Here is a 20,737-nt window from a genome sequence, read left to right on the forward strand (position 1 = left end):
ATATTAATAATAATCTCCCTTTTCTTCCTCAAAAAATAGTCCTATTTTAGGATTAAATTGCAATTTAAGAGTTCCTAAAGAACCATTTCTATGTTTAGCAATAATCAGTTGTGTTTCTTGTATTTCTTGCGGAGATACTTCCTTATTATAGTAATTAGGTCTATATAAAAATGTAATAATATCTGCATCTTGCTCTATTGCCCCAGATTCTCTTAAATCAGAAATCATAGGTCTTTTATCTTCTCTTTTTTCCACTTCTCTAGATAATTGAGATAAAGCAATTACTGGACAATTTATTTCTCTTGCTAATTGTTTTAAAGTTCTAGAAATTTTAGCAACTTCATTTTGTCTATTATTGCCATGCCCGCCTAAATCAATTAATTGTAAATAATCTACAACTATTAAATCTATTCTTTTCATTTTAGAAAGTAATTTTTTTGTTTTTCAAATCATTTCTGATAATTTTAAGCCTGCTGAATCATCAATAAAAAGATTATAATTACTTATTTTTTCATTTAAAACTGTAGAAATCTTTACTCAATCTCTGTCAACTAATAAATTAGGATTTTTTAAATATTCTCCATGTATTCCGGATTCTGCTGCTAAAATTCTAGTTACTAATTGTGAACTCGGCATTTCTAAAGAGAAAAAAACAACAACATTATTATCTTTTTCGACTACATTTTTAGTTAAATTTAAAGCAAAAGCAGTTTTACCCATAGCGGGTCTTGCGGCTAATATCATTAATTCACCTTTTTGCAATCCTGAAGTTATTGAATCTAGATTTTTAAAGCCAGTACTTATACCTTTTAAGTTGCTTGAGCCTTTTCTACTTAAAAGATCTCTTAATATTTCTTGTGATAGTTCTCTTATTTCTTTAAAACTATTATTAACAGTATTTCTACTTATTTCTACTAATTTAGCTTCAAATTCATTTAATACATCATCCGCAGTTTTGTTTATATTTTGTAGTTGTTCAAAACTGTGTTTAAGAGCAAAAGAAGCTTTTCTTAAATTTGACTTAGAAATTAAATCTTCCATTATTTCTCTAACAGTAGAATAGGCAGGAACATTTAAAGTAAAAGAGTAGATTGCTTCAGGTCCACCGAATTCCTCTAACATATCATTATCACTTAATTCTTTTAAAATACTAACAGGATTTATTTTTTTTGAGTTTTCAAAAAGATTATTAATTACTTCAAAAAGAATTTGATTTTGTTTATGATAAAAATCTCCTTTTTCTAAAAAAGGAATCATTTTATCTTGATCTTCTTCGATTGTTAATATATATGAAAGAACCGACTTTTCTATTTCTTGTTCTAAAAATAAATTTCTACTCATCTTTTTCAACCTTAACCCTTAAATGCGCAATTACTTCTTTATGTAATTTTACATTTAAAACAGTAAGTCCCATAGATGCTATATGAACATGTTCTTCTAAACTATGCTTTGGTAGTTTAATACCTTTTTCTTCTAAAGCTTTTAAAACTTTTTTTGCAGTTATAGAACCATGAATAACATTATTTGTTTCTTTCAATTTGAAAGTTAACATAACTTTATGTATTTCTTCCATTAATTTTTCTGCAACCGCTTTTTTTGCTTGTTCTTCTTTTTCTATATTTTCTAATTTTTTATTTAAAAATAAAGTTGTTTTTTTATTTACAGGAATAGCAAAACCATTTCTTATTAAATAGTTTTTGGCATATCCATCTGAAACTTCAATTACATCGTTTACTTTTCCATCTTTACAATCTTTAATTATTATTACTTTCATTTCTCACACTCACTATCGCTTGTCTTATATTATCAACAAATTCTTCTAAAGACTCTGTTGTACTTTCTGCTGCAGCAGCAGAGAAATGTCCTCCACCACCTACCGCTTCTGCAATTATTTGCACATTTGTATTATTTATACCTCTTGCTGACATTTTATATTTTTCTTTTCCAACCACTTTCGCTATTACAAATGTAGCTTTTCTACCTTGTATATTTAACATAAAATCAGCCGCCATTGAAACCACGTCTAAATCAATTTCTTCATTTGTATAAGATAAAAAGAATCCTGGCTTTACTTCTTCGCTTTTTTGGGAAATTTTATTAATTATATTAAAAATCTTTTCACTTATTTTTAACGTTTCAATAGATTTTGTACTTTCTGCACCTCATAAACTCAATATGGAAGCTGCATTAAATGTTTTCATACTTGTAGACTTTTTAAATTGATTTGTATCTAAATAAATACCATTTAAAAGCATTTGAGCAGCAAAAGGGGATAGAAACTTATATTCTCTATTTGAATTTAATGCAATTATTTCTGTAACTATTTCGGAAGCTGATGAAGCCATTGTATCTATATAATCATTTCCTTTAGAAAGAAATTCCGGACGACCTGAAACAACTCTATGATGGTCAAAAATAAATATTTTTTTAGGATCAGCATTTATAAAAGCATTGGGATTTTCTATTCTAGTTTCTTCAGCTGTGTCTAATACAATTATTAAAGTATTCTTATTTGTATATTTATTAGCCATTGAAGGCTTTATAAACATTTTTTTATCTAAAAAATCAGAGTTGGTTTCTAAAAAATGAAATGCTGTTGAATCAAATGTAACATTCTGAATATACATATTTTTAGTTAAATTATATTTATGTTTTGCATAATTCACTAAGAACTGTCCTAGAGCAAAACAAGAACCTAATGCATCTAAATCAGAGTTTTTATGACCATATAAAATAATATTTTCAACTTCTGGGTTAGATAAAACAGCTAATAAATTTTTGGAAATATAATTCAATTCACTTCTACTTGTACTTGAGTTTATTTCACTATTAGATCCATAAACCATAGGTTTATCACCGTATTTAAAAACTGTTATTTGATTTCCTCCTCTAGTTTTAGAGTACATTATTGCATCTTTAGCTAATTGATTTAATTTAGAAATATCGTTTATACCATACACAAATCCTGCAGAAAGTGAAATCATTTGTTTTGTTTCATAACCAAAATTATTTAATTCAATCTCTTTTTCATTAAACATATTGAAGTTCTTATTTCTTAGTTTAGAAAAAGTTTCATAGTTGGTAACTACCCAAAATTTTCCTTCAATATATTGTCTGTAAGAAAAATTGTATGTTTTAGTTAAATCATCAAGAGAATTTATAACAAATGTTTTAACTTTAAATAAATCTTCTTCACCTAATGTAGAAACTAGTAATTGAAAATTATCTATTTCGATTTCTCCAATTACAATTTTTTCTTTACTGTAATTTTGTAATACATTGTCATATAAAGTAATGTCTCTAATAGAAATAGCATTTTTATCTCTATACCTTTTTAGTGAATAAACATAACCCTTATCAGAATAAATTTCTCCATCTCCTGTTATGTTTTCTTCATTTATTTTAGTTCCTTTTTTAAATACATCATCAATATTTTTACCTATTCAATTTTCTGGAAATCTTTTTTTAATAAAAGAAGAAATTCAAATAATTTTTCCATTAGTGGCGTGAAGAATTAATCCTAAGTTGTTTTCATCAATAACTTCATCGATATATTTATAAAGTGATGAATGAATTTTGGAAGTTTTATGTAAAAATTTTCATAATATTCAAAGAAGGCCTATTAAAGAACTAATTAGTAAAAAAATAAATAAACCGAATAATAAAAAACTAGAAATTAATTTTAAATGATATAAAACAATAAAAGTTATTAAAAATAACAACATATATACTAAATTAATTAAAAAATAAAATCAAATTTTAGCCTTTTTATTCATATGTTATTAAATTATAAAACAAAAATTATTTTTATTTTAAAATAGTTTTTAATTTATAATTAATCCAATATACGGAGGAAAATGAAAAAAAATGTTTTTAAAAATTTGCTACTTTCTAGCTTAATAATTTCACCTATTAGTTTAACTTCTTGCAATATTCCTTTTATTTTTAAGGAAGAAGTTAAAGAAAATTCTCAGTCAACTACTTTTATTAGCCCTAATTTTGTACTTTCTCCAGATTTTTCTAATATTGATAATAAAAAATTAGAAGTTGTAAAAAATATTTTTAATAAAAATCTTGAAAATAAAGAAAGCGTAACAGAATTTATTAAAAATAGAACTTTTCAAATAGAATATGTAAAAACTTTTTTAGAACTATATTCTGATAATCCAAGAAGAAAATTTCTTGTTTCTAAACTCGAAACAGAATTAGGTACAGGGTGAGTTTTAGATAAAGATCCTAGTGAAAGTAATAGCTATTATGTTGCAACGAATATTCATGTTGCTAATTTTATAAATAAGCCAGAAATAAAAACTAACTCTCTAAAATTACTTGCTAAAAACAATAAAAATTACTTTTATAAGCAAATTACAAAGGAAGAATTAGATAGCATTAATTCTTTAGATATTTTTTCTAGTTCCTTTGAAAAAGAAATTCCCGAAAATTATTTTAGTTCGAAAGATATTAGGGCAATTTCTTTTAAAGGAACTGAAAATTACGAAAATTATAAAGATAATTCTTACTTAATAAATGATGTTGGAACTTCATTAGAAAAGATCACTAACGAAAGGTCTGATAATTTTTACAACATTGGTACAGCAGAATTTAAAGAAGTTTATGATAACAGTAATGAAAAAAATAATATTTTTGAATCTATTGAAGTTTTAACACCTTTAAAATATCAAAATACATTTTTAAATTACTCGGAAATTGAAAATGGTTATCCTAAAAGTAGTGCATATCCTTCGGGTTCAGACTTTGCAGTTATAAAAGTTAAATTTAAAGATAATATTGTAAAACCTAAAGCTTTTGAAGTTTATGATAATAGTCCAACCTTAGTAAACGTTGCTAAAGCTTCTTTAGGAGAAGAAAAGGGAGAAAAACTTTTTTCATTTGGTTTTCCAATTTTAAAAGAATCTACAAGTGATAATGCAACAACTAAAAGATTGGGTGTTACGCTCGAAGAAAGCGAATTATTTAAAGGTTTTTATAAACCAGCTATAAAAATAGAAAATGATCAATTATTGATTGATCCAATATATTCTAAAAATATTAAGTTTTCAAAATCTCCTCTCAAAATAGAATATGCTATTGATAAAAAGCAAGATAAAGTTGAAAATATTTTCATAGCTAATCAAGATAATGATTACTTTTTCGAAGTAGAAAATGATCATAAATTTTATAAAGGTGCTTCAGGATCTGGAGTCTTTAATAAAAATAAACAAGCTGTTGGAATTTTTTATTCATCTAATTCAATTCCAATAGAAACAGATAAAAACAGCAACAATAAAAGATTACTAAATATGCATAGATTATTAGAAAAAAACGAAAGTCAATCACCACTTATTTTTTATCTAAACAATGTTGCGACAGAAAAATCTTGACTAAAACAACATTGAAATGAAATTTTATATTTTAACTATCAATTAGAAAACAAAAAATAATCATTAAAAAGTTTACTAAATTAAATAAAAAATATTGTATAATTTAAAAACAAAACATTAAGGAGAATAATGGCAAATATTAAATCAAAAATAACAAGAATCAAAACTAATGAAAAATCAAGAATCAGAAACAATGCTATTAAATCAAGAGTTCGTGGAGCTATTAAAAAAGCTAAACTTGCTGTAATGGAAAATTCTGCAAATGTTAATGAATTAATCGCTAAAGCTCACAAAGAAATTAATACTGCTGTTTCCAAAGGTGTTCTACACAAAAATAATGGTTCTAGAAAAAATTCAAGACTTGATGCTTTTGTTAATAAACATTTAAATGCAAATGTTGCTTAATTAAAATAATAAAAAAGTTCCTTTTTTTAGGAACTTTTTATTTTTCGATTTTAGTTTTAACTTCTCTTAAATATTTTTTATTAAAAATATATTTTCCGTTAGCATACAGTCCTACAACGTACTTCAATTCATCTAAAATTAAATCAATTGTTTCATTAGGATAATTCATTTTTTTAGCATTAAGGAAAAATTCTTTTTGATCAATTATATTACACTCTTTACCAGGATAAACTTTGATATCTAAATCAAAATCAATGTATTTTATTGTATTTTCTTCAAAAAAATATGGGGATGCTAAATTTATATAAATATAAAAACAATCGTTTTTGATAGTTATTAATGCATTAAAAAAGTGTTTTTTATGGAAAAATCATAAAACTTGTTCTCTAATGGTTCATTTTTGATAATTTTTTTCCATAACTTTTGTTTTTTTATTCATATTAACAATTACATGTTCTGAATTTTCTTCTAATATCTTACATCCACTTCATTGTCTATATAACTTACCATTGTATTTATAAGCTTGAATATTTATAAAGTTTTTATATTGCATCTTTCCCCTTAGTTATTTTTTTATTTCTGATTTCTAGAAAATTTTTTTTATTAATCGAAGCTAAATAACTCCTATATGAAGAAGGTCCTAAATTGCTTTCAAAATTATTTAATTTAAATAATTCTAATTCTTCTTCAATTTTACCATTTTTATTTATATCTTTTCATAACTTAGGTTCATAATCTAAATTTATCTCGTCTATATTTAACGTTTTATTTGTTTTGTAAGAATAAAAAAATTCTGGAAAAATATTATATTCTTGATCATTTATATTCTTATGAGATTTTAAATTAGAAAAATTAGTATATTCTAGATTTAATAATTCTAAATCTCCAGAAATATTTTTGAAAACTAATGAATTATATATTTCTTTAGTATACCCACTAATAAAAAGTTCTTCACTTTCTTCTTGACCTTCAATTTTATTATTTAAAAAGGTTTGATTATTTTTAGTAAAAAAAGAGCTAATATTTAAACCATAATTCATTATTTTTAAATAATTATTAAAAAAATCTTGAGTTTTATTTTTGGTCTTGATTTTTTGATCTTTGGCTTGGATGTCAACTTCAAAAGCTGTATTATTTACAAATACTTTTTCTAAGTTTAAAATATTGTCTTTTTTTTCTATATTCGCAAAAGGGGAGCACTCTGAAAAAAATAGTCTTAATATAATCGGTATATTATTGGGTTTTTCTATGTAAAAATGCCTAAATGCATCAATCGCAATTCTTTCTTCTAATGAAAAGTAATAATTGGCATCTGACGGAAAAGTTTGAAGTCCGTGTTTTATGCTATTTTTAGTTAATAAATTTTTATCATTTATTTTATCATCTAAAATTTCATTATTAATTTTTTTCATGTACAAGGACTCTGGTTTTATGAAATTAAATATATTATTTTTATCTACAAACGAAGAATCTAAAACAAAACTTTGAAAATCATTATTTTTTAAATTCAAACTATCTAAAAACTTTTCAACAAAATCTTTGTTATAAATTTTATTTTCAATTTTATATCCTTTATCATAATTAGAAATATAAACAGAGTCAATGAAATGAAAATATTCATGGAAAATTAGTTGAAAAATTGCTTCAATTTTATCATTATTATTTTTTAAATTTTTAAACCTATCTGAATTTATAAAAATTTCTTTTGTATTAGACACAAAAAAAGCGCTTAAATTTTTATTATTAAAATTATTTAATTGCCTATCAATTATTATATTATTTAAAAATTGAATCTCTGAACCAAAAAACAATGATTCTTTCACTCTTTTTTCTAATAAATTTAAATCATTTTTATCCAGAAAAAAAGCATTATTTTTATTATATTGAATAATATTAAATCCAAACTCGGTCTTGTGCTTAATATATTCATTCACTTTATAATTAATATTTTGTATATTACAAGAAGTGGATAAAAAAAATCCTGATAAACTCAAAAATAACAATAAAAAATACTTTTTTTTCATAAAAAGAACCTCCTATTTACTTATTATTATAATATTTCTTTAATAAAAAACTAAATTTAGTATCATTTTGATATGAGACTAAGAAATATTCCAAACGCTTCTGAAATTCTTTTAGAAAGCGAATATTTAATTAAAGAATTTCCTTATAAATTAAATAATAAAACTGTTTTAGAAATGGGTATGGGAAAAGGGGAAATGCTTGTAGAGTTGGCTAAACAAAACCCAGACACAACTTTTATTGGTATTGAAAAATATCCAACAGTAGCTTTAAAATCGATGAAAAAAGCTAAAAAACTTAATTTAAAAAATTTTAAAATAATAAACCAAGACATTGCTAAACTTCCAGAATTATTAGAAGGAAAAGTGGATTTAATTTGATTAACTTTTTCTGATCCTTGACCCAAAAAAAGACACTTTAAAAGGAGACTTACTTATAAGGATTTTCTTTTAATTTATAAAAATCTACTAACCGACAATGGAATTCTAAAATTTAAAACTGATAATGATAGCTTGTTTGAATATAGCATAGAATCCATTGAAGAATTTGGAGCAAAAATATTAAATTTAACAAGAGATTTTCATAATAGTGATTTATCAAAAAACAACATCATGACGGGTTATGAAAAAAAATGATCTGAAAAAGGTAAAAATATCAATTATTTAGAAATAAAATTTTAAAAAGATATTAAAATTATTTATATTAAAGGAGATTAAGATGATTAAATTTATTGAAAAAGCAACTAATTCAAATTTTGTATTAGAAGCTGTTTTTAAAAACGAAAATTTAGATAAAAATATTATTGCAAAAAAATTTGTTATAACAGAATTTATTTCTGATAAAAAAGCTGTTATTTTTTTAGGAGATAAATCAGAATTTTCAGTTAATGATTTAGATGAATTAAGCACACAATTAAGTTCATTAAATAGAACTTTCGAAGTTAACTTAGATTCTTTTGTTACTGAAAATGTTTCATTATCAGTAATTGCTTCAAGAATATTAGAAAAAAATAAATTTTTAAATGCAAAAATTTATAATGTAAAAACCAACAAAAAAGAAGAAGAAAAAGAGCTTTTTGTTTTTACAAAAAACTTAAAAGAAATTGAAAAAGAATTAAAAAATACAGAAATAATTGTTGAATCTGTAAATTTTGCTAGAAACTTACAAGCAACACCACCAAATATCTGTAATTCAGAATGAATGGCAGAAGAAGTTAAAAAACAAGTTTCTCAATTTAGTAATTTAAAAGTAACTGTTTTAGATAAGAAAGAAATTGAAAAACTAAACATGGGATTATTATTATCTGTAAATAAAGGTTCAATGTACGAGCCAAGATTGGTTGTTATAGAATACAACGGTAATCCTGATTCAAAAGAAAAAACTGTTTTTGTTGGAAAAGGTATTACATTCGACTCTGGTGGATATAACATTAAAACTGGTAGAAGTATGCTAGGGATGAAATACGATATGTCTGGAGCTGCAATTGTAGCATCTGCTCTTAACGCAATCGGACAATTAAATCCAAAAGCAAATGTTGCCGCTGTTCTTTCTATAACAGATAATAGAGTTAATGGGGATGCAAACTTACCAGACGCTGTTTGAACATCAATGAACGGAAAAACAGTTGAAATCAACAATACAGACGCAGAAGGTAGATTGGTACTAGCTGACGGAATGACATATGCAATTAGAAAACTAAACGCTACAAACGTTATAACTGTTGCAACTTTAACTGGTGCTATTTTAGTTGCTTTAGGAACAACTTATACAGGAGCATTTTCTACATCAGATAAACTTTGATCAAACATAGAACAAGCTGCTAAAAGTCAAAATGAATTAGTATGAAGATTACCTCTACATGATGATTTTAGTAAATTTATTAAAAAATCAACTGTTGCTGATTTAAAAAATACAGATTTAACCGGTAATGGTGGTTCAATTTCAGCCGCTATGTTTTTAAAAGAATTTGCTGAAGATAAAAATTTTGCTCACTTAGATATCGCAGGTACAGCTGAAACAGGTGAAAAACCAATGGGAGTAATGGTAAAAACTCTAGTTCAACTTGCTTTAAATGAAAAATAATTTAATTACTAAACATATTATTTAATTAAATAAATTTAATCCATTAGTCTTATCTAATGGATTTTATTTTAATTATTAATAAAAAATAAAATCCATCCCTGAATGCAAAATCAAGTGCAAACACTTTTTAATTTTACATTATAGTGGCGCACTTGATTTTGCATTCAGGGAAACGCTGCCTTACGACAACGTTTTTATAATGCCGCCTATTTCTACTCCTTTACCTTTTAAAAATATAGATTCAAACCGCTCACTCTGCGGTTTTTTCTTTTGACTTGATCGAATATAAATTCAGCAAAAAAGTATCTAATAAAAAAAATAGACTAGCACATTTAAATAAATTATTTTCGCCAATTTTTCGCTAAATTTTCCTTATATATTCATTAAATAAATTTTTGAACTATAATATATTTATAAATATTTAATATTGGAGGCAATATGAAAAAATCAATATTAAAAAACTTTTTAAAATCAACAGCATTAGTTTCACTTCTCGCACTTAGTCCTCCTATCTTTAATTCTTGCATTGGAAGAAATAAAAATGAAAGCAAAATACCAGCCGTTGAAGATATTTCTTTTAACTCAATCACCGCAACATCTGCATCAGTTGTTATTCAATTAAATGAACCAACATTAATTGAAAAAACTGAATCAAATATTGAATTAACAAGTATTATAAATTCAGTTCATCATTCAATAAAAGTAGATGCGAGGGGCAAACAAGTTGTTTTTAACTTTAAAAACTTACACCCAGATTCAAGATATTTTATAACTTCAATAAATATCAATAATCAAAAAATTATTATTCCTCATAAATTAAAAATTGATTTTCAAACATTACCAAAACAGAAAGTTTTGTCAATAAAATCAATTGGCTTTTTTGATATTAAACAAAATGAAGCAAATTTAAGAATAAATTATGAAAGCGATAGTGCAATTGAATTTAATAAAATGAATATAATTTTTGATAATCCAGTAAATATTTCATTTATATCTAACGAAAATAATTTAGTAACATTTAAATTAAACGGGTTAACTTCAAATACAACTTATAAATTAAAGAATATAACATTAGAAAATTACAAAGTAAATTTCAATAGTAATAACAGCAGTTTCATTACACTTAAAAATCCTACTCCCGATTCTCCAAAACCAGATACAAAACCAACACCAAATCCAAATAATAATCATAACACTGGTGTAAATGATAAAGATAAACCTAACCCAAATCCCGAAACGCATCCAAATCCACAACCCGATGAAACACCTAAAAAGCAGTTTGCAATTAAAAATATTAAACTACTTGAAATAAAAACAAATAAAGCGAAAATAAGAGTTAATTTTTCAGAACTAGAACATCAAAGTCAAAACACCATATTTTCGATGACATTGTCAAATAATTATAAAAAAGACGGATTTAACTTTAATTACGCTGAACAATATGTCGACTTTGTCTTTGAAAACTTAACACCTAACACAAGCTACAATATTGTTAATTTAAAAGCAAGTGGCAAACCAATTCTAAATAACTTTTCGTTCTCTTTCAATACAGAAGAAAACACTACCGATATAACAGATAATACAGCCGATAAAGAACACAATGATAATAATAACGATGAAGATAATTCTACTTCATTCGAAGAACCTTCAATCGTTTCAAGATCTCCGTTTTATGAAAACGAAGCAAATATAATAGAAAAAAATGATAGCACATTCAGCGATATAAAAAACGATAGTGATCTTTCTAATTACTTCACTTTTATTGAAAGATCTAAAACAACAGAACCAAATGATAATTTTCCAAAATATTCACAGAATGAAATTATTAGCCACGAAATAAAAAATAATAATTTAACAATTAAGGTGAAACTTATTGAAGATTATGGTGATAATTTTGCCTTAAAAATTCAAAAGAGTGAATCAACTCAAAAAATAAGTCCAACCAAAAAAGAAAATAATATTGCAGAATTTTTAGTTTCAAACATCGCCAATGGAGAAAGTATTAAAATTATTGGATTGTTTAATGGTGATGACGAAATTCCTAAGTTCAAAAATAAAAATTACAATATAGAAACCAAAAAGACAACCGAAGAATCTGACAAATTCAATTTTACGAACTTCACTGATTGAAAACTTTGAGTAGCGAATACTCAGTTATATTCATTTTCTATAAATGCATACAAAACAGCTTCGAATATAGAATGACCGAATGCTTTTGCTTTAAAAATAGTTAATTATGACAATCAAATCGAATATATTGATTTAAGATTCAAAAATAGATCTGAAAACAGTCCAAGAACTGCAGAAGAATATTTTGAGAAAAGTAGAGTTAATAAAATATTAGGTCTAACGCTAAAAAAAGGCAGTCAATATTATGATATAACAAACTTAAATAACAAAATAGAAAAACCTGATGTAGGACAAAGTGAAGCAGTCTCAAATTTCAATATCAATTCAATTAATCTAGAAGGCAGCACAATAAAAATTAATTATCTAAATAGTATTGACACATCAATAAATTCAGTTAAATTTCTAATAAAGAGTTTAAATCCTTTTCAACCTTGATCAAAAATTATTACTGCGAACATTGATCACGGCAACAAAACTGCAACATTTTCTAATAATGAAATAGCAAAAAATATTTCAGAGTATATTATTGTTTCAACTCAATTGAAAAATGAAGTAATAGACTATGGATTAAATCCAAAATACAAATTTAAATTTGTTTCAAATGACAAATCAATTAATTTATTAGATCTTAAAATAATCAAAGATCAACAAAATAAACAACTATTTGCCTCCGCTAAATTTGATTTAAACAATAATGATATGGAATTTTTAAAAGGCAAATGAATTCAATTTGTATTTGAACCAGAAGTTAATGCAGGTCAAGAGGAATATTATGGGCTAAACTTTGTTAAAGATTATAAAATAAATGTACCATTTGAAAACTTATGAAAATTTGGGTTAAATGGTTTCTATGAAAACACTAAATATATTTTAAAATCAATCAAAGCTATTGAGCCATTTACTCAAAATGATTATTATGATAATTTTTCTATTTCAAATAGCGACAATAGTTTCATTTATAAATTTGATTATCAAAATATTACTAACAATAAACTTATTAAAAATAATAATTTTTCAGATTCCACTTTAAGTGATTCTGATTTAATAACTCGCAATAAAAATTTAACTAGACAGGATTTAATTAATTTTTGACTATCTAACGAAACAAAATCTAAAATACCTTATTCGCCTCAAAATCATTGAGCACTAATTGAATATGAACGTTATCACTTCTATAAAAGTGCTGCCGGAGATATAAAAAGAAGAAAGAACTTTATACTAGTTGATTATAACGGCAATGAAGTTCATCTACGTTTAATTGCCGGGCGTAAAATTTTAAATAATGCAATTCCGGTGATTAGTGAAGACCATAAAAAAGTAACAATAACTGAAGACCTTGGTCAATATACCGGTTTAGAAAATATAAAAGATAGTGCTATATTTATATTTAGAATGGAACTAGATAATCAAAAGAGAAAATTGACAGAAACAACTCCACTAGATCCAGCCTCAACATCTGCAAAATCATTTGTCAATGTTGCTATTAGCTATAAAGATTTAAAGGAAAAACGCGTTATTGAAGAAGCTCCTTTTTCATTTTTACAAACTCGTGGCGATATCAGAATTCATGAAACTATATACAAACAACTAAATGACAGATTTAAATTTACTGTTCGTTTAGAAGATAATAAAATTAAACTGGAAATAATTCCTAAATATAACAATGTTTTAATATTTGATACTCTATATGATCATTATTTCTCATTGGCAAATTCAACATTCATTGGTAACATTTCAACGACATTGCACTGAATAAAATCACAAGACCATAATAATGAAATAACATTCAGAGCTACACCATTAGATAATAATATTTCACTTGATTTAGAAGAAACATTTATTGACAACACTAACAAGGAAAACGATAAGTTATTCCAAAAAGAAATAAAATTAAAACATAAAGAACAAAGTGTAAAAAGATTATATAAAAAAGACGTTGCCGATCCTATAGATAATATGCGCAAACGTTCATTTAGTTTTCATAATGGTTCTAATGGAACATGAAGTGTTTTGGGTAAAGTTAAACCAGATGACGATACTGATTATAACTATTATGTAATAAGTAACTCTCACGTTTGAAAAGTTTTTCCGCCAGCATCAGGAATTACCGCAGATGGTAATGAATATAAAATATTAAGTAATACTCGTTTTAAAATACCAGTTGTACTTGAAGAACCTGCTGACAGGAGTTTGCCACATATTCAGCCTCATTTCAACTCAATTGATACGTTAAACTTAGATGGTGTAGATTTTAAACTTGAATCAGTTGTTGATTTTGATAATGATAATTTTTATCCTAATGCCAATATATTCAAAGATACTTATGGTGACTCAATAAAAATAAGTAACGGTCATGATCCTTGATTACTTGGACGTGCCGATTTAATTGTTGCCAAAGTAGATATGAGTTTCTTTTTCAAAAACTTTAACTTGGAAACACTTGACAGTGCTTATTATAATGGACGTCCATTAAATGATAGACAAAAAGAAATAGTTAAATTTTTCTTAAATTGAAAAACATTACCAATGGAAGAAATTAGCCCTTATAATTTACATTTAAGTGAATACTATAACCTTAACTGATTTACAGCAACATACCCTGGTCTAGCATCAAATAACAAAGATTCGCTTAAAGGAAAACGTTATCGTGAATATTTATTAGGTAATACAGATTTTATATTTGATAGTGTTAATTATTTAGGCGCAACATCTAGAAATTTATTAGTAAAATGAGATACAAAACTAATTGACTCAGCTGGTGGATCATCAGGAACAACTGTATATGATTCTAATGGAAAAATAGCAGGATTTATTGTTGAATCAACTCGTGGTGCTAAAAAAGACGAAGAAGGAGTGGCTGGTATATTTGCAATTGATGGACAAAAATACAAATTCTTTGGTGATGGAACAACTCCACAAAACCCCGCGTCATTTTACGAAAGAGCTAGATTATTATCTTATCTATATCCTGAAAGATATGACGGCAAAAACTTCACTAAAAAACCTAAATTTTATAATGCAATTGAAAAAAACAACGTAAATTAACAACCAATTTAAAAGCATGTTGCTAACCTATATGGTGGCCATGCTTTTAATTTTGCAAAAATAAATATAAAAACTGAAATAGGAATTTCCGCCTATAAAATGTTTATATAATTTAGATAGATAACAAAAAAATAATAAGGACTAATTATTAAAAAACCACTACTAAAAAGTATATTGTTGATATGGATTACATCTATTTTTTACAATTAGCAACATTGCCGCATTCAAACTATACTTACACAAAAATTCTTACAAAAATCAAGATGAAATAACAAAAAGATCTATAGGAACTTTAAAATATAGCCAGCTTCAAAAAGAATAACTGAATAAAATTAACTTTTAATGAGCATAAACACTATGAAAGTGATTATTTAGGTTCCTATATTTAAAATTTTTAACGAAATAAACAAAAACAAAGCTTCCCTAACATATAAGATATTAACATTTGACACTGATTTTCAAAAAGCAACAAAAAAATTATTAACAGTGAAATAAATTTTAGAGAAAATACAAACGAACAAAATAAATTAAATTACCTAAAATCCATTTTTAAATTATTGCCAATTTTAATTGGTAATTTAATTAAAGAAACTAGATTTAATTTTAAAAAATGGTAAAATAAAAAGGTTAAATATTAATGAAATAATTGAAAATTTAAGAAAAAATAGATCTGTCGCACCCATACTTATTGGTGAAATTTTATCAATAATTGGTATATTTATAGGTATTGCGATTGCGTTAGGTGGAATTGGAGCGCTAAATAACAATTGCTACATTAAATTCCCTAGCGTTGCTACGAATCAACCAAATATAAATATTGAAACGATTAAAAATATAGACGGACAAAAAGCACTATTAATGAATAAAACAAATTACAAGGGTAAAGATAGTGATGAAGTATTTAAATTCAAAAATTAAAGTATAAAAAACCAAATTGTCTTTGGTTTCTCTAAGTTATTAAAAATTTTATAAGTTTTTTTCTGTATGGAAAAATACAAAATAATCTGGATGAACTATATATCTTGATGCAACAGAAATACCTGTATCATCATAACCCCAAGCATATATTACAACCAAATATTCAAATCCCCATTTATCTACTTTTTCATATTTCAATTTATAAGCCATTTTTCTAATTGCATTTGTTTTCTTAGTTAAATGCTCTAATATAGAAAATCTACCATCCATTTCTTCTGGTAGTTCATATTTTCTAGACACATAATGATCTGCGAACATTATTTCTTCTTTTTTGTCATTAAAATATATTTTTTTAAAAGATTTATGACCTAATAGAAAAATAATATTTAAACGATAAAATCATTGTGGTTCATCACCTTCATATCTTTCTATTTTATTAGTTTCAGAATATTCATATTTTATTAATGAAGAATATGCCTTAGCCAAACCACTAAAGTTTTCCGCTACATATCTCCCTAGTTTATTTCTTGTATAAATGGCCCCTATACCCTCTAATTGTTGATAAGCATTAATTGCTGTAATTCTAGATACATTAAATTTGTCCATTAAAAAATGTTCAGAAGGCATTAATTCATTTGGTTCTAAATGTTTTTTTTCAATCAAATCTATTAGAAAATGAATTATTTTAGCCTTTTTAGTTTGCTCATTTTGTTGATTAAATTTTTCTTTCATAATATTATTATAAAATAAAATATATCTTTTGTTATATACAATGATATTTTTTTATATATATTAAACTCTTTAAATTTTATTTTTACTTCTATTTATTGTTTAATTCATAAGATTAACTTTTAAAAAAAGATACCTCTTAGTAAAGAGATATCTTTTAATTTCTCAATTTTAATTTAAATTTCCGCTTGCTATTTCGATTAATAATTTAGTTAGTCCTCAAAAGGATAATGCAGTAAAAATTAATCCTAATAATATAGTAAAACCTATTAAAGATCATTTAATAATAGATTCTAAATTCTTTTTAATTTTATTTTTCTTAATTGTTTTCATTTTTACCCTTTAATTGTAGAACCTTGTCTAGAAATAGCATTTAAAATTCTTTTTCTAAATGAAAAGTAGGCAATAAACATAGGAATTATTGCTAATATAGAACCTGCTAATTTTACATTTTTTAATACTTTAATAGGTGATTCTATATCTGGATTGTGCCCTACGTCTAATAAATAAATATTTATTAAGGTAACTGGCGAGTCTTTTCCTAATAATAGAAGTGGTCATAATAAAGAATTTCAGGCTGCAAAAGCAGTTAATATACCAACAGTTCAAATAGTAGGCGTTACCATCGGTAACGCTACTTTAAAAAAGAAATTTATTCCAGTACATCCATCAATCATTGATGCTTCTTTAATTCTATCAGGAATTGCTTCAAAAGCATTTCTAAACATAAAACCAGAAAATACAGAAGCTGCAAATGGCATTATTAAAGAAACTGCTAAAAGCAATGTATTTCTTTCTCATTCTAATAAAATAATTGCCCTATATTGTCCTATAAATAATGCGATTTCAGGAAGAATTAAAATTGAAAGGAAAAATAATCAAGAAGCTTTTTTATATTTTCATTTTTTTATAGAAAAAGCATATCCGAAAGTTGTTGAAAAGAAGAGTTTTACTATAACAGAAACAAATGTTGTTAAAGTTGTTCACCATAAAGCAGATCAATATCCATCATTTAAAGCTAATAAAAAGTTATTTCATTCTCAACTTTCGGGCCATAAAAGAACTTCATTAACCCTACCATTAGCTTGGTCGTTTGGCGCAAACGCAATTACCACCATAAAATAAAAAGGAAAAATTATTATTACACCAAATACTAGTAACACCAACATTTTTCAAAATATTGATAGAAAAGATTTTAAAAAGGAAATATCTCTTACTTCTGTAGAAATCTTTTCGATTCTTGACTTAGCATATTTATTTGATAGGAAGTTTTGTAGCTTTAATTGTATTCAAAACATGTTTTTCTCCTAACTTATTCATTATCATTAAACTAATTTTTATAGTTTGTTTTAAAAATGTTGATAAGGCAATTCCTAAAATAAATAATATAATTGTAGCTGCCCCTGCTAAAGAATAATTTCCTTGTTTAACAGCTCCGTAAATATAAAGAATAATTGTTGATCCACCATTAGTATTTGCTGCATTTAAATCATTGTTAAAGATTGCGATCGGAAATACTTTAATACCTCCAATTATCCCTATAGTTATTAAAAAATTTAATGTTTTTGTAATTGAAGGTAATGTAATTCTAAAAAATTGTTTTACTTTTGAAGCTCCATCAATAGAAGCTGCTTTATATAACGTTTTATCTACAGCTAACATCGCTGTTGTAATAATAAGAATTTGAAATGCTAAATTCTTTCATACACCATAAATTAACATAACAAATATTGCTAAATAACTGTCACTTTGACCTGAATCTAATCATTTTGTATTAATATTAAATATTTTATTTATGATACCAAACTCTGTATCAAATATATAAGCAAAAGCGATAGAAATAGCGATTGCGCTTGTTACATAAGGTAAAAAGAAAACAGTTTGTCAAAATCCTTTAGCTCATTTTCTATATAATGAAGCAATTGCGCTAGAAATTAAAATAGCTATTATCAATGTTATTGGAAGCGAAGCGATTGCATAAATTAACGAATTTCTAATTCCAATTTGAAATGCTGTTTCTGATAAAACATCTTTAAATGATCCAATACCGTATTCTACTGTAGTTGCATCATTAGGATCTGGTAAATAAGTTACTGATTGAATAGATGCATAAATAAAAGGTATTATTGTAAATAAAATAATAATAATTAAAGAAGGAAAAAGTAATAAAAATGGTTTTCAAAAACTAACTTTTTTTTCTAAAATTCCTAATTCATGTTTTTTTACTTTAATTTTTTTACTTAAAAAATAAGTGTTTATTTTATTGAACATCACTAAGTTCTATTCTTTCTTTAGTTTCTGGATCAAATAAATGAATTTTAGATGCAGGAATATTAAATTTAATTTCTTCATTAATTTCGTATTTAATTTTGTGTTTTAAAAAGATATTAAATGTAGCTAAATTTTCAACTTTAACTTTAGCAAATATTTCTTTTCCTAAATATTCTAAAGCAATTATTTTCCCTTTTAGAGCACCATTAGCATTTTCGTGTAAATGTTCTGCTCTTATCCCAACTCTTACTTTATTTAAATTAACATTTTTACCTATATGTACCACCGGGTTGCCATTGGAAGCGAATATATGTTGATCTTTTATAAAGCCATCAAAAATAGTCATTTCTGGAATTCCTAAAAACTTCGCAACAAATTCATTGTTTGGTTTATTATATAACTCAATAGGAGAACCTATTTGTTGAATTTTTCCAAAAGACATGCAAACTATTTTATCAGAAATAGACATCGCCTCTTCTTGGTCGTGTGTAACAAAAATTGTTGTTAAACCTAATTCTGATTGAATTTTTTTAATTCATTGTCTTGTTTGAACTCTTAATTTTGCATCTAAGTTAGATAATGGTTCATCCATTAAAATAATTTTTGGCTCTCTAACTATACCTCTAGCAATAGCAACTCTTTGTTGTTGTCCCCCAGAAAGTTTGGTTGGTTTTTTGTGTAAGTTTTTAACTATCTCTACTTTATTAGCAACTTCTAAAACACTTTTTTCTATTGCTTGTTTAACTGAAATGTTTTGTGAACTTAATTCTTTATATTTTAATAATTCTTCTTCAGAAAGTTTATCTTGATTTAAAGTATATTTTTTGATTAAATCATTTTGAAAATCGTAGTATTCTTTTTTTGTTGTTTTGAAAACTAAGTTCTTATTTTTCTTTAATTTTTTTATTTCTTTTAGTTCATTACTATTTTTTATATTATTTTTTTCTAATTTAATAGCTTCTTTTAGTTCTATTTTTTGTTTGTTAAACTTCTCTTTAATTTCTTTAATATTTTGTTTGTATTCTAGTTTAATTTCTTTTATTTTTTCTTTGTTTTTTTCATTTTTAAAATAATTTAAGACTTTTTCTGTAACTTTTTTGATTTCTGTTTGTTTTTTAATAGTAACTAGTTCTAATTCAGTTTTTAATTCACTTATTTTTTTATAAATATTTGATTCTAAAGAGTTAATTTCTAAATTAATTTCTTTATAAACATCGAAAAAGTTAAATAATAAATGATTAAAGTTCTCTATTTCTTCTTTAGTAGCTCCATTTTTTGTAAATACAATTAAATTAGCATCATGTTGAGCTTTGGTTGATTTTTCTACAACTTTTATTTTTCAATTTTTATCATTAGTTAAAGGAAATGCTATGTTGTCATAAACATTTAAATGAGGATAAAGAGCATAATTTTGAAATACTAATCCAATTTTTCTTTCTTGTGGTGTATATTTTGTTACATCAATTCCTTCAAATAAAATTTGTCCACTTGTTGGTGTTAAAAGACCCGCAATAGCATTAAGAGTTGTGGTTTTACCACAACCAGAAGGACCTAATAGAGTAACTAATTCACCTTTTTTGATTTGAATATTAGCATTATCAACAGCTAATGTTTCACCATAATCAATAACTAAATCTTTTATTTCTATAGCATTTATTTTTTTCTTTTCTTGATGTCTTATATCAGAAGTTTTCTTTATATTTTCTATTAATGTTTTTACATTCATATCATTATATTCTTTTTGACTTTGCATT

15 protein-coding genes are annotated in these 20,737 nt (G+C 25.0%); 5 read left to right on the top strand and 10 right to left on the bottom strand.

Annotated elements, in window-relative coordinates:
* Positions 1 to 3: 3 nt before the first annotated feature.
* The 3 genes from dnaB to NX772_RS03740 are packed head-to-tail and all read right to left on the bottom strand — an operon-like array spanning position 4 to position 3,776.
* Positions 4 to 1,341, bottom strand: coding sequence for a replicative DNA helicase (gene dnaB, locus NX772_RS03730; protein WP_027123590.1), 1,338 nt, complete (start codon positions 1,339 to 1,341; stop codon positions 4 to 6).
* Positions 1,334 to 1,774: a 50S ribosomal protein L9 gene (gene rplI, locus NX772_RS03735; protein ID WP_027123591.1), complete on the bottom strand. Its 441-nt coding sequence runs from the start codon at positions 1,772 to 1,774 to the stop codon at positions 1,334 to 1,336. The genes dnaB and rplI overlap by 8 nt, the downstream gene beginning before the upstream one ends.
* On the bottom strand, positions 1,755 to 3,776 hold the full coding sequence (locus NX772_RS03740) for a GGDEF domain-containing protein (RefSeq protein WP_036450367.1): 2,022 nt from the start codon (positions 3,774 to 3,776) through the stop codon (positions 1,755 to 1,757). Before NX772_RS03740 ends, rplI begins: the two co-directional genes overlap by 20 nt.
* Positions 3,777 to 3,857: 81 nt before the next feature.
* Between NX772_RS03740 and NX772_RS03745 the strand changes: the two genes are divergently transcribed.
* Entirely contained in the window at positions 3,858 to 5,441 is a 1,584-nt protein-coding gene (locus NX772_RS03745; RefSeq protein WP_027123593.1) for a DUF31 family putative serine protease, read from the top strand.
* 69 nt (positions 5,442 to 5,510) lie between these two features.
* The gene (gene rpsT / locus NX772_RS03750) at positions 5,511 to 5,786 is read left to right on the top strand and encodes a 30S ribosomal protein S20 (RefSeq protein WP_027123594.1); all 276 of its coding nucleotides are present in this window, start codon (positions 5,511 to 5,513) and stop codon (positions 5,784 to 5,786) included.
* 37 nt (positions 5,787 to 5,823) lie between these two features.
* Here rpsT and NX772_RS03755 read toward each other — a convergent pair whose 3' ends face one another.
* Both NX772_RS03755 and NX772_RS03760 read right to left on the bottom strand, forming a co-directional pair.
* Positions 5,824 to 6,339 carry a DUF402 domain-containing protein gene (locus NX772_RS03755; RefSeq protein WP_027123595.1) on the bottom strand — a complete coding sequence of 172 codons (516 nt, stop codon included), beginning with the start codon at positions 6,337 to 6,339 and terminating at the stop codon, positions 5,824 to 5,826.
* A complete protein-coding gene (locus NX772_RS03760) occupies positions 6,329 to 7,810 on the bottom strand; it encodes an MYPU_1760 family metalloprotease (RefSeq protein WP_027123596.1) in 1,482 nt (493 codons plus the stop codon). The genes NX772_RS03755 and NX772_RS03760 overlap by 11 nt, the downstream gene beginning before the upstream one ends.
* A gap of 72 nt (positions 7,811 to 7,882) precedes the next feature.
* Between NX772_RS03760 and trmB the strand changes: the two genes are divergently transcribed.
* The 3 genes from trmB (at position 7,883) to NX772_RS03775 (ending at position 15,065) form a co-directional block, all read left to right on the top strand.
* Positions 7,883 to 8,488 carry a tRNA (guanosine(46)-N7)-methyltransferase TrmB gene (gene trmB, locus NX772_RS03765; protein WP_027123597.1) on the top strand — a complete coding sequence of 202 codons (606 nt, stop codon included), beginning with the start codon at positions 7,883 to 7,885 and terminating at the stop codon, positions 8,486 to 8,488.
* Positions 8,489 to 8,525: 37 nt separating this feature from the next.
* Positions 8,526 to 9,890, top strand: a complete 1,365-nt coding sequence (locus NX772_RS03770; RefSeq protein ID WP_027123598.1) for a M17 family metallopeptidase — start codon at positions 8,526 to 8,528, stop codon at positions 9,888 to 9,890.
* A gap of 438 nt (positions 9,891 to 10,328) precedes the next feature.
* The gene (locus NX772_RS03775; protein WP_027123599.1) at positions 10,329 to 15,065 is read left to right on the top strand and encodes a hypothetical protein; all 4,737 of its coding nucleotides are present in this window, start codon (positions 10,329 to 10,331) and stop codon (positions 15,063 to 15,065) included.
* A gap of 966 nt (positions 15,066 to 16,031) precedes the next feature.
* Here NX772_RS03775 and NX772_RS03780 read toward each other — a convergent pair.
* The 5 genes from NX772_RS03780 to NX772_RS03800 all read right to left on the bottom strand — a co-directional run bounded on the left by NX772_RS03780 (position 16,032) and on the right by NX772_RS03800 (position 20,736).
* Positions 16,032 to 16,715 carry a winged helix-turn-helix domain-containing protein gene (locus NX772_RS03780; protein WP_036450371.1) on the bottom strand — a complete coding sequence of 228 codons (684 nt, stop codon included), beginning with the start codon at positions 16,713 to 16,715 and terminating at the stop codon, positions 16,032 to 16,034.
* Between the two features lie 168 nt (positions 16,716 to 16,883).
* Complete coding sequence (locus NX772_RS03785; protein ID WP_156925623.1) at positions 16,884 to 17,045, bottom strand: hypothetical protein; 162 nt, start codon at positions 17,043 to 17,045, stop codon at positions 16,884 to 16,886.
* A 2-nt stretch (positions 17,046 to 17,047) separates the two neighbouring features.
* A complete protein-coding gene (locus tag NX772_RS03790) occupies positions 17,048 to 18,010 on the bottom strand; it encodes a carbohydrate ABC transporter permease (protein WP_259429370.1) in 963 nt (320 codons plus the stop codon).
* A complete protein-coding gene (locus NX772_RS03795; RefSeq protein WP_036450373.1) occupies positions 17,967 to 18,983 on the bottom strand; it encodes a carbohydrate ABC transporter permease in 1,017 nt (338 codons plus the stop codon). Before NX772_RS03795 ends, NX772_RS03790 begins: the two co-directional genes overlap by 44 nt.
* Entirely contained in the window at positions 18,973 to 20,736 is a 1,764-nt protein-coding gene (locus tag NX772_RS03800) for an ABC transporter ATP-binding protein (protein WP_084477580.1), read from the bottom strand. The genes NX772_RS03795 and NX772_RS03800 overlap by 11 nt, the downstream gene beginning before the upstream one ends.
* Position 20,737 lies beyond the last annotated feature (1 nt).

It is taken from the genome of Mesomycoplasma molare (genome assembly GCF_024918955.1).
In the GTDB taxonomy this organism is placed as follows: domain Bacteria; phylum Bacillota_I; class Bacilli_A; order Mycoplasmatales; family Metamycoplasmataceae; genus Mesomycoplasma_A; species Mesomycoplasma_A molare.